Consider the following 14049-nt stretch of genomic DNA (forward strand, 5'->3'; position numbering starts at 1 on the left):
CGCCCCAACCCGCCGGAGAATTCCGTGTCGCCACTCGTTGGGGTGAGGCGCCCGTGGTTGTCCGTGCGGCTCTCGGGGTAGCCAGGAGAAACCCCCGTCCGATCGAGGAGTGGCGATGACCGAGAACGAAAACCGGCCCGGCGATCCCGCAGCGGACCTCGCGCGGAGCCGGCAGTCCATCAAAGAGGCCAAAGAAGCCGCCGAGAAGGCCGATCTCGCCGATCCGGCCGAAGGGGCCGCCGACGATGCCGTGCCCACCGATCCGCCCTACCACCACGGCGAGCAGGGCTCCACGCCGTCCGGGACGTAGGTTTCCGGCCGCATTTCCGCCGGCCTTTCGGCCGGAACGCGGCGGCCGGCGAGTCCTATCAGGACCCGCTCGGCCGCCGTGCGTTACACGTATCCGGGAGGAAATTGCCGAAGGTCTCCTCGGGTGGATACACTCCACCGAAGAACGCCGACCATTGTGCAACTTGTCACACGTCGCGTTCCCCCGGACGCACATCCAGCTGAGGAGCATTCACGTGGCCCAGAAAGTCCTCGTCGAGATCCTGGACGACATCGACGGCAGCACCGCCGCCCAGACCGTTCAGTTCGGCCTCGACGGCGTCACCTACGAAATCGACCTTTCGGACGAGAACGCCGCCGCCCTGCGCGACGAACTGGCCCGCTTCATCGGGGCCGGCCGGCGCGTCGGCGGCCGGAAGGTCCGGGTCGCGACCGGCCAGTCGACCACCACCAGCACCACCGACCGCGAGCGCAACCAGCAGATCCGCGCCTGGGCCAACGCGAACGGCTACGAGGTTTCCGAGCGGGGACGGCTGTCCTCCGAGGTGATCTCCGCCTACGAGCAGGCCCAGGTCGAGGAAGCCGAGACGCCCGCCGCGCCGCCGCGCAAGCGTGCGCCGCGCAAGAAGGTCGCCGCCGCCAAGAAGTAACGCGGTGACCGGCAGATCACTGGGGAAAGATCACGGCCGCGCGGGTGGCGGGGACCGAACCTCCTCGCCGCCCGCGTCCGGCATTCCCGGATCGGCGTGTTCACGGTCACACGAACCGCGTTGTCAGGAATTGTCAGCGCATTCGGCGTAGCGTTTCCGCAAAACCACAGCGCGACCGGACGGCCACCGACAGCGAAGCTATCCGCGCAACGCCGGCCCGATCCACCGGCGGACCAGGGCCCGCAGCTCGTCGTCGGTGAGCGGCGGGGTCGACGGGTACTGCAGGAACGACAGGAACAGCCGCATCAGGACCTCGGCGAGTCCACGAAGGTCTTCGTCCGTGGTGACGCCGGCGGCCGCCCAGTCGACCGGGACGTTGCGGAGGATCTGCGCGCCGTAGGAAAAGGCCGGCGGGGACACGACCCCGTCGGTGAAGAAGTCGGCTTCGCCCGCCTGCAGGAGCAGGCCCATGCGCGGGTCACCGGGGATGGTCCGGACCGCGAACACCACCGACTCCACGGCGGCTTCCCCGGCGCTGCCGAAGGCGGCCAGGTGCCGTTCCATCCGACCGGCGAACTCCGCCACCCCGGCCAGGGCCACCGCCCGCAGGATGTCCTTCAGGCCCGGGAAGTAGCGGTACACGGTCTGGCGGGTGACGCCGGCTTCGGCGGCCACGTCGGACAGGCTCGTTTTGGCCAGGCCGGCCCGGTCGAGGCACGCCGTCGCCGCTTCGACGATCCGGCGGCGTGCCGCGTCTTCGGTGCCGGGCGGGTTGCCCTGCCATCCGTGGTGCCCCATGCGGTCCATCTTCCCCGAGCCGGCGGGGTCAGCCGGCGGCAGGTGCTTTCCGCGTCAGCGCGAGCAGCAGCAACCCGGCCGCGGCGAAGCAGGCCAGGGTGTAGAGCCCGCTGCCGTCCGGGGTGACGCCGTCGCGGGCGGCGAAGTACGCCGGCAGGGCGGCGATCCAGCACACGAGCAGCCCGCCCAGGTAGACAGCCGGGTAGTGGCGGGTGAACGCGGGCAACGGCTCGTCCCGGGGGAAGCGCAGGCTCGAGCCGACGACCACAGCGCCCACCGACCAGATCAGGACCAGCTCGACGCCGAGGATCCAGGCCCGCGCCGTGAAGTTTTCGCCCGCGAGTCCCGAAGGGATCCCGGCGATCGCCATGGCCGGCGGCGTCAGCACGCCGGCCACCAGGATCCGCAACGCCAACGGCCACCCGCGGCGCGGCGCCAGGCGCACCACGAGGTACGTCATGGCCGCCATCGAAACCGACGCGAACAGCACCATGCTGGTCATCGGCACCGACGCGAGCGCCGGGTCATTCACGATCGTGTTGCCCGGGTTCCACGCCCACCACTTCAGCTGCGGGCCCAGCTGGTCGAAGACCTCGTAGAACACCTGGCAGACGAAGGCGACGGCCACCGAACCGGTCAGCGCGCCCCGGCGGCGGAAGACGCCGAGCGAGCGCACCACCTCGTAGGCGAGCTGGCTGAAGGCCGGGTAGAACGCCACGATGTAGAGCGGCAGCCGGTCGGCCATGAACTGCACGGTGAACCGGTTGTGGGCGAAGATGAAGCCGTACACGCGGTCGAGCCCGAACCACTCCGGGAAGTACAGCGGCGGTTCGGTGACGAACAGGTACACCAGCGACGCGCACCACAACGCCAGGTTGACCGGATCGCCCGCCCGGTACCGGCGGATCGCGTGAACGAGCGCGAAGACCGCGCCGCCGACGACGAGCAGTTCCAGCAGCGGCATCGTCCAGTGCGCGAGCTCCCACGGCGGCCGGACCGAAACCACCGCCGAGACGTCGTGGCAGTCGAACCCGAGGCCGCGCGTGACGGCTTCGGCGTCCGGCCCGCACCCCGCGCTCATCGCGCAGTCGCCGTCGAGTAGTCCGTCGCCGGCGGTTCGGCCTGCGGGTCGAAGCCGAACGGCACGCGCTGCCGGCCCAGCGCCGCGCGGACGCGGTGACGCACCAGCCCGGCGAGCACCCGGGGGTTGCGCAGCATCTGCCCCAGCGACTCGTCCAGGTTGAACACCTTGGCGAAGTGCTCGTCGACCACGGCGTCCTCCCGGGCGGCGCCGACGACGAGGCTAAACGCCGGCGCGGACAGTGCCGCGACGATGCGCCGCCGCCACTCGGGCAGCTTTTCGGTGCCGGCCGCGCACGCGTACCCCTGGTCCCGCGCCATCGCCAGGCTCCACGGCACGCGGAGCAGCCTGCGCTGCGCGGCGAGGAACCGTGCGGAGAACCCCGCGTCGAGGTGACCGGCGCGGGCCAAGTGCTCGCGCAGCAGCAGCGCCGAACCCGCCGCGGAGCTGATGCCCTGGGCGTAGAAGGGGTTGAACGCGCAGATCGAGTCGCCGACGAACGCCAGCCGCCGCGGCGGGGTCCGCAGCCGGTCGAAGCGCCGCCACCTGTTGCCGGTCGACCGGGTCAGGTGGACCGGCGAGGCGGGGACGCACCGGTCCATGGCGGCGGCGAACAACGGCGTCCGGACGCGGCGGGCCGTTTCCACGAAGGTGTCGGTGGTGCTGGGCATTTCCAGCCCCCACGAGCCCATGCACGCGATGACGCGGTTGCCCTCGATGGGGAAGAAGTTGACCAGGAACTCGTGCTCGGCGGGGTGTGCGCCCTTGTCCGGCGTCGGCATGATCACCAGGTGCCGCCACCACCAGGACGCGGGGCGTTCGGCGGGCAGGTCGTACCAGCGCGAGGTGTAGGTGACCTTGGCGTCGAGCGTCCGCACCTCGGGCTCGGGCCAGCCGGCCGCCACCAGCCAGCCGGCGACCGGGGAACCGCGGCCCATCGCGTCCACCACGAACTCGGCGTCGACGTGGTCTTCGCCCTCGGCCGTGGTGAAGCCGACGCCGGTGACTTCGCCGTCGTGCGTGGTCAGGCCGCGCACCGAGACCCCTTCGCGGACGACGACGTTGCCCAGTTCCCGCACCTTGTCCCGCAGCACCCGCTCGATGAGGATCCGCGAGCCGTAGACCATCGTCATGGCGCTGCGCTTGCGGGCCGACCAGCCCGGGCCGTCGAGGTAGGCCGCGTCCATGGACGGCATCAGCAGGAGGCCGCCGGCGGCGATGAGGTCGTCCTCGAACCCGGGGAACAGCGCGCCGATCGCACGCCGCCCCGAGTTCAGCAGGAAGTGCGGGTGCTTGCTCTGCGGCACGCCGCGCCGGTGCTCGGCCCCGGCGGGCAGTTCGTCGCGTTCCAGCACCAGCACGTGGTCGAAGTGGGGGGCGAGCGCGCCGGCGGCGCACAGACCGGCGGCACTGCCGCCCAGGACGACGGCGGTCTTGCCGAGCCGCATGCGAACCAACTCCCGTCATTCATACAAAGAGACGTTGACTGTATGAATGGCCCGGGACGGGTGTCAAGCCCCCTCAGGCGTCCACAGTGGACAGCTTCGCCCGGTTCGCCGGAATTTCCGGGGCTGCTCGTCGTCGCCGGTTCACCCTGAGCCTTCGCTCCGCTCCTGATCACCGGGCTGACAGCCACCGGGCCGGTCAGCTCCCCCAGGTCTCCCCCCATTCCGGCCGTCTCCCGGAACCGTTCCGCGCTCTTTTGCCGCGGTCCCCCACCCTCGAAACGGAGAGCCTTCGTGTTCGCTCGGAAACTGCGTCCCTCCTGACCGCCGGCTTGCTGGTGCTCGCCGCCACGGTCCTGACGTCCGGGACCCACGTCGACAATCGGTGCTGCTTCGACTCCGGCAACGCCGAAGCGTCCATCGCCGACACCGGCAACGGTCACCTGGACGCGATGAACTTCGGCACCGAATGCTGGTTCTCGCCCTGCGTGGGCCAGGGTTCGTGGGTGCAGGCCGACCTGGAGAACGGCCTGTTCCAGTCCGACGCCGGCCCCGGAACCCACCCAGCCGGGGTACTCCCCGATGCAGCAGGAGGGTTCGATCGTCCTCGGCACCGGCGGCGACAACAGCAACGGCTCGATCGGGTCGTTCTTCGAAGGCGTGATGACCAGCGGGCTGCCGACCGACGCGCCGACAACGCCGTGCAGGCCAACGTCGTCTCGGTCGGCTACGGCGGCCCCAGCCCGGTGGCGGGCGGCGCCCTCACCCCCGGGTCGACGATCTCGCTGCGCGCCGAAACCGCGTGCTGCACCACCCGGTACGTCCGGCACCAGTTCGACGACGCGGTCACGTCGGTGGCGAGCTCCACCAGCCCGGCGCTGGACGAGGCCGACGCGTCCTGGATCGTCCGCCGCGGGCCGGCGAACCCGTCGTGCGTGTCGTCCGAGTCCCGCAACTACCCCGGCGACTTCCTGCGCCACTACGACAACACCGTGTACATCGCCGCCGACGGCGGCCCGAACGCCTTCGACGCCACGGCCTCCTGGGCCGACGACGTCAGCTGGGCCGCCGGCAGCCCCTGGACGCCGTAGCCCTCCCGGCCCGCGGAACCGGGTCCGGTTCCGCGGGCCCGGCGTTTCCCGCCGCGCCCGGCCGGGTAGCCACCGGGTGCGACAGAAGGGCGGGCGGGCCATGACGAACGAACCGCCCACGGCCGCGCACCTGCCGGCCGTGGCCGCCGAACTCGGGCTGCAGCCCGAGGACACCCGCGCCCGCACGGGCGACTTCGAGGGCGGCCGCATCCGGTTCGCGGGCCGCGCTCCGGAGCGCGAACCGAGCGACTACCTGCTGCTCTGGATCCCGGGCGAAGGCTGGCAGCTCGCGGCCGACGACGGCCGCGACGGCGCGGTGCAGGTCGTGGCCACGCTGCCGGGGGCGCGAACGCCGGAAGCTGTGGCCGACTTCGTCCTCTCCACCCTCGACGGACGCGGGGAGCGGTTGGTGCGCCGGTCGGACGAGCCGGCCGGGGAGCCGGTTCCGCCCGGGGTGAAGGACCGGTCGCCGGCGTAGCCTTTCGCGGCCTGGCAACGGCTCCAGCCCGACTCCGCACCCGCGTCGGAAAGCGCTTTCCCGTCGCCCTTGCCCGCCGCGGACGACGTCACTTACGCTCGTAGGAAAGCGATCACCCGGAGGAGCCGCGTGCCGGACACCACACGGATCGGCCTGTGCTCGGTGACGTTCCGCGCGCTGCCCGCCGACGAGGTGGCCCGGGTCGCCGCCGCGGCCGGGCTGCGCCGGGTCGAGTGGGGCGCCGATGTCCACGCTCCCCCGCGGCCGGTCGCGGCCCTGCGCGAGGTGCGCGAGCAGACCGCCGCCCACGGGCTGACCGCGTGCTCCTACGGCTCGTACTGGCGCGCGGGCCGGGACAGCACCGAGGAGTTCGACGCCCTCGCCGAAGCCGCGGCCGCCCTCGGCGCGCCGCGGATCCGGGTCTGGGCCGGCACCGAAGACTCCGCGGACGCGTCCGCGCCGGCCCGCGCGCGGGTGACGGCGGCCCTGCGCGAGGCGGCGTCGATCGCCGCCGGACGGGGACTGACCGTCGCGCTGGAGTTCCACTCCGGCACGCTGGCGGACACCCCGCCGGCGGCGTTGCGGCTGCTCGACGACGTCGGCCACGACGCACTGTCCACCTACTGGCAGCCCCCGGTCGACGCGCCGGACGAACCGGCGCTCGCCGGCCTGGCGACGATGCTGGAGCGGGTCAGCGCGGTCCACGTCTTCTCGTGGTGGCCCGGGCCGGCCCGCCTCCCGCTGCACGAACGCGAGCGCCTGTGGCGGCCCGCGCTGAACCTGGTCGCCGGCCGCCCGGTGGACGTGCTGCTCGAATTCGTGCCGGAGGACGACCCGGCCGTGCTGCCGCGCGAAACGGCGACTCTGCTGAGCTGGCTCGGGACCTGAGCTACGCCCACCAGCTCGAAGGACCGGTGGGGGTTCACCTGGCCGGCCCCGGCGTCCACCGGTCGTTGCGGTTGGGCCGTCCGCGGGACTGGGCCCCGGAACCGGCAACCTGTCGCCGGTCCCCGGCGTTGCTCTGATGGGGTCACCACGGCCCCGGACACGGTCTCGTGCGGCCGGCCGGGAGTTATCGTCGGGGCACGGGGAGGGAAACCGAGGGGGAATCCGGCGTGGACGATCGGCCGAGCACGACCTTCAAACGCCTGCGGCTCCACGTCGGGCTGACCCAGGAGGCGCTCGCCGAGCGCTCGGGGGTGTCGGTCCGGACGATCCGCGGGCTGGAGACCGGGACACGGCGGAATCCGCAACGCAGTTCGCTGCGGCAGCTGGCCGACGCGATGGAGCTGTCCGCCGGCGACCGCGCCGAGCTGATGGCCGCGGTGGTGGGAGGCGCGGCGGCGGCCCGCCCGGTCCCGCGGCAGCTGCCACCGCCCCCGCACCGGTTCACCGGCCGGGACAGCGAACTGGCCGAGCTGACCCGGGCGGCGACGGCCGCCGGCCGCGGCGCGGTCGCCGTCTCGGCCGTCGGCGGCGCGGGCGGCATCGGCAAGACCTGGCTGGTCCTGCACTGGGCGCACCGGCACGCGGACGACTTCCCCGACGGCCAGCTGTACGCCAACCTCCGCGGCTTCGACGCGAGCGGGACGCCGGCGCGGCCCGAGGCGGTGGTCCGCGGGTTCCTGGAGGCGCTGGGCGTGCCGTCGGCGTCGCTGCCCCTGGAGGCCGAGGCGCAGTACGGCCTGTTCCGCAGCCTCACCGAAGGCCGCCGCCTGCTGATCGTCCTCGACAACGCCCGCGACACCGGGCAGCTCGCCCCGCTGCTGCCGGGCCGGTCGGCGTGCGTGGTCCTGGTGACCAGCCGCCACCGGCTCGCCGGGCTGGTCGCCACGCACGGCGCGACGACGGTGGAACTCGACGTCCTCGCCCCGGCCGAAGCCCGGCGGCTGCTGACCCGGCACGTCGGCCGGGCCCGGACCGACCGCGAGGCCGACGCCGTCGACGAGCTGCTGGCCCACTGCTCGGGGCTGCCGCTGGCGCTCGGCATCGTCGCGGCGCGGGCCACGGGCAACCCGGCCTTCCCGTTGCGGGCGCTGGCGGACGAGCTGCGCACCGCGCGGCTCGACGGGTTCGACGCCGGCGAGCTCAACGCCGACCTGCGGGCCGTCTTCTCGGCGTCCTACGGCGTCCTGGACCCCGAAGCCGGCCGGCTGTTCGGGCTGCTGGGGCTGGCGCCGGTGACCGAGTCCGGTGTTCCCGCGGCGGCGAGCCTCGCGGGGTGGCCGGCCACCAAGGCCGGGCAGGTGCTGCGGGTGCTCGAGAACGCCCACCTCGTCGGGCAGCCGCGGCCCGGCCGGTACCGGATGCACGACCTGATCGGGCGCTACGCCACCGAGCGGGCCCGGGCCGACCTGCCGCCCCGCGACCGCGCGCCGGCCCTGGACCGCCTGGTCGACCACTACGTGCACACCGCGGTCGCGGCCGACCGGGTGCTGCGCGAACGCAGCGAGGCGGCCGGCCTCGGCGAGCCCGCCGAAGGCTGCGTGCCGGAAGCGCCGGCGGACATCGGCACCGCGATGGCCTGGCTGGCCACCGAGCACGGCACCCTGCTCGCGATCCAGGCCGCGGCGGCCGCGCGGGGCCGCCACGAAGCGGTTTGGCGGCTCGGGCAGGCGCTGGCCATCTTCCACTGGCGGCGGGCCCTGTTCGCCGAGGACGTGGTTTCCTCGCGGCGCGCTCTCGCCGCCGCGGAGGCGCTGGGCGACCCGGCGGCGACCGCGATCGTCGCCCGCAACCTGGGCTACGACCTGCTCCGGCTCGGCGAGCGCGCCCAGGCGGCGGCGTGCCTGGAACGGGCGCGGCGGATCAACGAGGAGCACGGCTTCACCGAGGCGCTCGCGCACACCTTCGGCGTCCTGACGCACCTCGCGGACCTGGGCGGCGACCACCGGACGGCGATCGGCTACGCGATCCGGTCGGCGAGGTTGTTCCGGTCGATCGGCAAGCCGGTCGACGAGGCCAACGCCCTCAACGCGATGGGCTGGCACCACGCGATGCTCGGCGAATTCGAGTCGGCGCGGGAGTACTGCGCCACGGCACTGGACATGCTGGTCCGCTCCGGCGGGCGCCGGTACGAGGTGTGCGCGCTGCACAGCCTCGGTTACATCGCGAAGAGAACCGGCCGGTACGCGGAGGCATTGCGCTACTTCCGCCGTTCCATCCCCGTCTACCACGACATCGGCGACAAATTCGCCGAAGCGAACGCCCACGTGGACCTCGCCGAAGTGCACGCGGCCATGGCGGACCCGGCCGCGGCGGAAACCGCGTGGCGCACCGCGCTCGCGATGTTCGAAACCCAGAACCGGACCGCGGACGCCCGGCGCGTGCGGCAGCGGTTGACCGGGCTCGAGCGGCGGCCGGCGTTGCGGCGAGGGGCGGCGCCGGACGCGACCCTCCACAGCGGACGGACGGCCCCGGATTTCCGAAACCCGGCTGACCTGGGCACGGAGGCGAATACCGGATCGCCGATCATCACTCGATGAGGCGAATGTGTGACATTTAGCCGCCGCCCGGCGCGGACTACGCCGAACGGCCCCACGGCGTTTCCCCGGAATGCGCGGCCCGGCCGGATCGCCAATGCCGGCAACGGAAGATCCTTCTTCCGACCTCGGCGCACGCCGCCCGAAGAACGGCTGATGGTGCGGTTTCCGCAGCGCCGCGCGTGGGAACGGTATTTCCCTTTCCGGCGGTTCTGTGGATACACTCGCCCGGGACGACGTCGCCCATTGTGCACCCGCCAGACTCACGTTCCTGGACAGTCCACCCCGAGGAGCAATCAATGGCCCAGAAAGTCCATGTCGAGATCCTCGACGACCTCGACGGCAGCGCCGCCGCCCAGACGGTCCAGTTCGGCCTCGACGGCGTCACCTACGAGATCGACCTGTCGGACGAGAACGCCACGGCCCTGCGCGACGAATTCACCCGCTACATCGGCGCCGGCCGCCGAATCGGCGGCCGCCGGGGCCGCGGCGCGTCGGCCCGCCCGGCGATGACGACCTCCGACCGCGAGCGCAACCAGCAGATCCGCGCCTGGGCCAACGCGAACGGCTACGAGGTCTCCGAGCGCGGCCGCCTGTCGTCCCAGGTGGTGACGGCGTACGAGCAGGCCCACGCGGCCGGCGACGCACCGGCCCCGCCGAGGCGCTCCTCCCGCAAGAACGCGGCTGCCTGACCCGGTGCGGGGCCAGGCAGCCACGGCCGTCCCGTCGGCGGCGAGCGGGCGTTACCGCCGTCGACGGCCTCGCTGCGGCCGAAGGGCGCCTTGAGCGGCGTTTGGAGCGAAAAGCACCGGTTGAACGGGAACGGCGGCTGGTCGCGCCCGGCGCGGCAGTAGTGCTCACCACCCAAGCTGGTCGCGGCCGGCGCGGCAGTAGTGCTCGCCACCCAAGCTGGTCGCGGTCGGCGCAGTAGTAGTCCTCATCACGCAAGCTGATCGCCGCCGGCGCGGCCGGCCTCACCACGCACGTGAGCCGCGCTTGTCGCCGCCGCGCGGCTCTCGCCCCAGGCGATCACAGCTGGGATCCACGCGGCCATTTCGCAGCCCCGCGCGCCGAACCGCAGAGGATGATCACCGGCACGAGCCCACTCGCGCTTCGAACGCCGATCCCCGCGCGCAAACCAAAAAGCCCGCCTGACCTGGGTCAGACGGGCTTCAACGGTCTTGCTGGTACCCCCGATGGGATTCGAACCCACGCTACCGGCGTGAGAGGCCGGCGTCCTAGGCCGCTAGACGACGGGGGCTTAGGATCTTCCCTGGTTTTCCAGGGGCTTTTCTGTTTTTCTTGCTGGAGAGAACCTACCAGAGCCGATTTCCCGCCTCGCAGGGGGGTCACTCTCCGCAGCTGGGGTACCAGGACTCGAACCTAGACTAACTGGACCAGAACCAGTCGTGCTGCCAATTACACCATACCCCAGTGAGGTACCGATCCGGCTGGCCGGTTCAGCACCGCACGAGGAGAAATACTAGAGCACGCCGTTCCGGACGGTGAACGCGGGGGTGCCACTGCCGCGCTGGGCGGGGACGCCGATCGTGGCGTACTCCGAAACCAGCAGCTCAGGCAGCTCGGCGAGGCCGGTGACCGTGTGGACGCCTTCGGGGGCGCGCTCGCCGATGCCGTCGCGGTCGAGCCAGACCGCGCCCAGCCCTGCGTCGCGGGCGCCGATCGCGTCCGTGTCCAGTTTGTCGCCGACGTGGACCGTCTGGGCGGGTGCGCAGCCCAGGCCGAGGCACACGGTGTGGAACATCACCGGGTCGGGTTTCGCCACGCCCAGCTCGCCCGCGATGGCGACGTGGTCGAAAAACGGCGCCAGGCCCAGGTCGGCGATTTTCCGGCGCTGGTGGGCGCCCGACGCGTTCGTCACGGCGGCGAGGATCAGGCCGGCCGCCCGCAGCCATTCGAGGCACGGGACGACGTCGTCGAACAGCTGCCAGGAGTGGTCGAGCAGTTCTCTTCGGCGCCGTTCGAACGAGCTCACCTGCTCGGCGTCGGCGAGGATGCCGATTTCGGCCAGGAAGCAGTCGGTGCGCCGCTGGTGCATGGTCGGGTAGTCGAGTTCGCCGGCGACGACGAGCGCGACGTGCTCTTCGGTGATCAGATCCCACAACGGCCACAGGTCACCCCGGCCGGTGAGGATGTGGAGGCTCCGGCGGATCGCCGCGGTGCAGTCGATGAGCGTGTCGTCGATGTCCAGGCACACCAGCCGGAGCTCGGGCGGTGCCCAGGGCTCGGACGCCGCCGCGGCGGGCGAAGCGGTTCGCGAAGGGGTCCGGGGTGCCAGGGCGAAATCCACCCAGTGAGGCTAGGGCAACCGCCGCGTTCGCGACGCTGCCAAAGAGGTGATTGCCGCTCCCCTGTTCCGGCGCACCGGTTCTACTCCCAGTTGGCGGACCGTCCCCATCCGGTTATCCGGCCCCGCGCACCGGACCTGTCGTCTCCTCGAGTGCCGACTCGACGGACCACCAAAACCGTTGTACTGCTTGGGGATTCACTCCGTCCACATGGGCACTTCGGCGCCCGGCCACAGATACCGCCCAGACCTGGCACAGGACCGACGAACTGTCGCGTTTGGACGGTTTCCGGTCACCGGCCGCGCGGGCGGCACGCCGTCGCCCGATCAGCGTATCCCCGGTCACAGCCCTTGACGCCGCCGCTCGCGGGGTGCATCCTCGTCTTATTCAACAGACGATGAATAAGGGAGATGGTCGAGATGACCGAGCGCACGAGCTGCGTCGTCATCGGTGGTGGGCCGGCCGGGATGGTCACGGGGCTGCTGCTGGCCCGGGCCGGCGTCGAGGTGACGGTGCTGGAGAAGCACGCCGACTTCCTGCGCGACTTCCGCGGGGACACGGTGCACCCGTCGACGTTGACGCTGCTCGACGAACTGGGCCTCGGCGAGAAGTTCCACGCGCTGCCGCACAGCGAGCTGCACTCGGCCGGGTTCCCGCAGGAAGACGGCGAAATGATGAAGCTCGCCGACTTCACCCGGTTGAAGGTGGCGCACCCGTACATCGCGATGGTCCCGCAGTGGGACTTCCTCGACCTGCTCGCCGAAAGCGCGCGCAAGGAGCCGACGTTCGTCCAGCGGATGGAGACCGAGTGCACCGGCCTGGTCCGCGAGCACGGCCGGATCGCCGGCGTCACCTACCGCACGGCCGCAGGCGAGACCGGCGAAATCCGCGCCGACCTGGTGATCGCCGCCGACGGCCGCTGGTCGCTGGCCCGCCGGGAAGCCGGCCTGGTGCCGCGGGAGTACGACTGCCCGTTCGACGTCTGGTGGTTCCGGCTTTCGCGCGGCGAAGGCGAGGAAGGCGGCATGCTGCTGCCGAAGATGCGGGACCGCCGCTTCGCGGTGCCGCTCCCCCGGCCGGACTTCTACCAGGTCGCCTACCTCGCGCCGAAGGGCGACGACCTCCGGAAGCAGGGCATCGAGGCGTTCCGCGAGAACGTCGCGCAGATCTGCCCCGAGTTCACCGACCGGGTCCACGAGCTGACGGCGATGGACGACGTCAAGTTCCTCGACGTGCGGCTCAACCTGCTGCGCAGGTGGCACGTCGACGGGCTGCTGTGCATCGGCGACGCGGCGCACGCGATGTCGCCGATCGGCGGGGTGGGCATCAACCTGGCGGTGCAGGACGCGGTCGCGGCGGCGACGCTGCTGGCCGAACCACTGCGCCGGGGCCGTCCGACGGAGGCCGACCTGGCGAAGGTGCGCGTCCGGCGCCTCGCGCCGACGCTGCTGGTGCAGGGGCTGCAGCGCCTGATGCACCGGACCGTCGTGCGCGGGGTGATGACCGGCAAGCGCAACGGCCCGCCGGAGCCGATGATCAAGGCGTTCGCGCGGTTCCCGCGGCTGTCGTACGTCCCGGCCCGGCTCCTCGGCCTGGGGCTGCGGCCGGAGCACGCTCCGGCGTTCGCCCGGCGGCCGATGGAGCCGGTCGCCCGGGGTTAGACGTTCTCGACCGGGTTGGTCAGGGTGCCGATGCCGTCGATGGTGATCGAGACGCTCTGGCCGCCCTCGATCGGGCCGACGCCCTCGGGGGTGCCGGTGAGGATGATGTCGCCGGGCAGGAGGGTCATGATGCCGGAGACGAACTCGACCAGCTCGGGGATCTTGTGGACGAGGTCCGAAGTACGCCCGTCCTGCTTGAGCTCGCCGTCGACCTCGGTCCGGAGTGCGAGGTCGGACGCGTCGAGCGACGTCTCGATCCACGGGCCGATCGGGCAGAAGGTGTCGAAGCCCTTGGCGCGGCCCCACTGGCCGTCGGCCTTCTGGAGGTCGCGGGCGCTGACGTCGTTGGCGATCGTGTAGCCGAGGATGACGCTCGCGGCGCGGGCGGCCGGCACGTTCTTCACCGGCTGCCCGATGACGATGGCCAGCTCACCCTCGAAGTCGACGCGGCCGACGTCGGGGCGGCGGATGGCCGCGTGGGGCCCGATGACCGTCGTCGACGGCTTGAGGAACAGCATGGGGGCGCTGGGGACCTCGTTGCCGAACTCGGCCGCGTGCTTGGCGTAGTTGCGGCCGACGGCGATCACCTTCGACGGCAGGATCGGCGCGAGCAGCCGGACGTCGGCCAGCGGCCACCGCTTGCCGGTGAAGTTCGGCTGGCCGAAGGGGTGTTCGGCGATTTCGAGGACCTGGGCGTCGTCTCCGTCGCCTTCGATCGAGGCGAACGCGACACCACCGGGATGAGCAATTCGGGCTAGGCGCACGC

12 protein-coding genes, 2 tRNA genes and 3 pseudogenes are annotated in these 14049 nt (G+C 72.1%); 10 read left to right on the top strand and 7 right to left on the bottom strand.

Translation table 11 applies throughout. The features are described 5' to 3' along the window. The first annotated feature begins 115 nt into the window (after window positions 1-115). Window positions 116-310 carry a hypothetical protein gene (locus C2L59_RS16095; protein WP_103350324.1) on the top strand — a complete coding sequence of 65 codons (195 nt, stop codon included), beginning with the start codon at window positions 116-118 and terminating at the stop codon, window positions 308-310. Between the two features lie 214 nt (window positions 311-524). After that, a complete protein-coding gene (locus C2L59_RS16100; protein ID WP_103350325.1) occupies window positions 525-938 on the top strand; it encodes an Lsr2 family protein in 414 nt (137 codons plus the stop codon). A gap of 198 nt (window positions 939-1136) precedes the next feature. On the opposite strand, the gene C2L59_RS16105 is transcribed toward C2L59_RS16100, so the two are convergent. The 3 genes from C2L59_RS16105 to C2L59_RS16115 are packed head-to-tail and all read right to left on the bottom strand — an operon-like array spanning window position 1137 to window position 4265. Continuing rightward, complete coding sequence (locus C2L59_RS16105; protein ID WP_103350326.1) at window positions 1137-1736, bottom strand: TetR/AcrR family transcriptional regulator; 600 nt, start codon at window positions 1734-1736, stop codon at window positions 1137-1139. A gap of 28 nt (window positions 1737-1764) precedes the next feature. Next, window positions 1765-2817: a hypothetical protein gene (locus C2L59_RS16110; RefSeq protein WP_103350327.1), complete on the bottom strand. Its 1053-nt coding sequence runs from the start codon at window positions 2815-2817 to the stop codon at window positions 1765-1767. Then, window positions 2814-4265 carry an NAD(P)/FAD-dependent oxidoreductase gene (locus C2L59_RS16115; protein ID WP_103350328.1) on the bottom strand — a complete coding sequence of 484 codons (1452 nt, stop codon included), beginning with the start codon at window positions 4263-4265 and terminating at the stop codon, window positions 2814-2816. The genes C2L59_RS16110 and C2L59_RS16115 overlap by 4 nt, the downstream gene beginning before the upstream one ends. A 335-nt stretch (window positions 4266-4600) precedes the next feature. Here C2L59_RS16115 and C2L59_RS48960 point away from each other — a divergent pair. From C2L59_RS48960 to C2L59_RS16140, 7 genes and pseudogenes are all read left to right on the top strand, one after another. Further along, window positions 4601-4798 (top strand): annotated as a pseudogene (locus tag C2L59_RS48960) (arabinofuranosidase catalytic domain-containing protein); the annotation flags it as partial. A gap of 46 nt (window positions 4799-4844) precedes the next feature. Beyond that, window positions 4845-4892, top strand: a pseudogene (locus C2L59_RS49845) (hypothetical protein); the annotation flags it as partial. Between the two features lie 167 nt (window positions 4893-5059). After that, window positions 5060-5353: pseudogene (locus C2L59_RS48965) on the top strand (AbfB domain-containing protein); the annotation flags it as partial. A gap of 100 nt (window positions 5354-5453) precedes the next feature. Then, entirely contained in the window at window positions 5454-5831 is a 378-nt protein-coding gene (locus tag C2L59_RS16125) for a DUF6292 family protein (protein WP_103350329.1), read from the top strand. 129 nt (window positions 5832-5960) lie between these two features. After that, window positions 5961-6719: a sugar phosphate isomerase/epimerase gene (locus C2L59_RS16130; RefSeq protein ID WP_233223517.1), complete on the top strand. Its 759-nt coding sequence runs from the start codon at window positions 5961-5963 to the stop codon at window positions 6717-6719. Window positions 6720-6946: 227 nt separating this feature from the next. After that, window positions 6947-9316 (top strand): tetratricopeptide repeat protein, encoded by a 2370-nt coding sequence (locus C2L59_RS16135; RefSeq protein ID WP_158263089.1) that lies wholly within the window; start codon window positions 6947-6949, stop codon window positions 9314-9316. Window positions 9317-9612: 296 nt separating this feature from the next. Then, the gene (locus tag C2L59_RS16140; protein WP_103350331.1) at window positions 9613-10005 is read left to right on the top strand and encodes an Lsr2 family protein; all 393 of its coding nucleotides are present in this window, start codon (window positions 9613-9615) and stop codon (window positions 10003-10005) included. Between the two features lie 493 nt (window positions 10006-10498). On the opposite strand, the gene C2L59_RS16145 is transcribed toward C2L59_RS16140, so the two are convergent. From C2L59_RS16145 to C2L59_RS16155, 3 genes are all read right to left on the bottom strand, one after another. Further along, a tRNA-Glu gene (locus tag C2L59_RS16145) sits at window positions 10499-10574 on the bottom strand. A gap of 101 nt (window positions 10575-10675) precedes the next feature. After that, window positions 10676-10747, bottom strand: a tRNA-Gln gene (locus tag C2L59_RS16150). A gap of 49 nt (window positions 10748-10796) precedes the next feature. Continuing rightward, window positions 10797-11624, bottom strand: coding sequence for an HAD family hydrolase (locus tag C2L59_RS16155; RefSeq protein WP_103350332.1), 828 nt, complete (start codon window positions 11622-11624; stop codon window positions 10797-10799). A 408-nt stretch (window positions 11625-12032) separates the two neighbouring features. Between C2L59_RS16155 and C2L59_RS16160 the strand changes: the two genes are divergently transcribed. After that, the gene (locus tag C2L59_RS16160; RefSeq protein WP_103350333.1) at window positions 12033-13283 is read left to right on the top strand and encodes an FAD-dependent oxidoreductase; all 1251 of its coding nucleotides are present in this window, start codon (window positions 12033-12035) and stop codon (window positions 13281-13283) included. Here C2L59_RS16160 and C2L59_RS16165 read toward each other — a convergent pair. Then, window positions 13280-14047 carry a fumarylacetoacetate hydrolase family protein gene (locus tag C2L59_RS16165; RefSeq protein WP_103350334.1) on the bottom strand — a complete coding sequence of 256 codons (768 nt, stop codon included), beginning with the start codon at window positions 14045-14047 and terminating at the stop codon, window positions 13280-13282. The two genes, C2L59_RS16160 and C2L59_RS16165, sit on opposite strands and share 4 nt — an antisense overlap. Between the last annotated feature and the right edge of the window lie 2 nt (window positions 14048-14049).

Origin of the sequence: Amycolatopsis sp. CA-128772, assembly GCF_002904295.1 — a bacterium.
In the GTDB taxonomy this organism is placed as follows: Bacteria; Actinomycetota; Actinomycetes; order Mycobacteriales; family Pseudonocardiaceae; genus Amycolatopsis.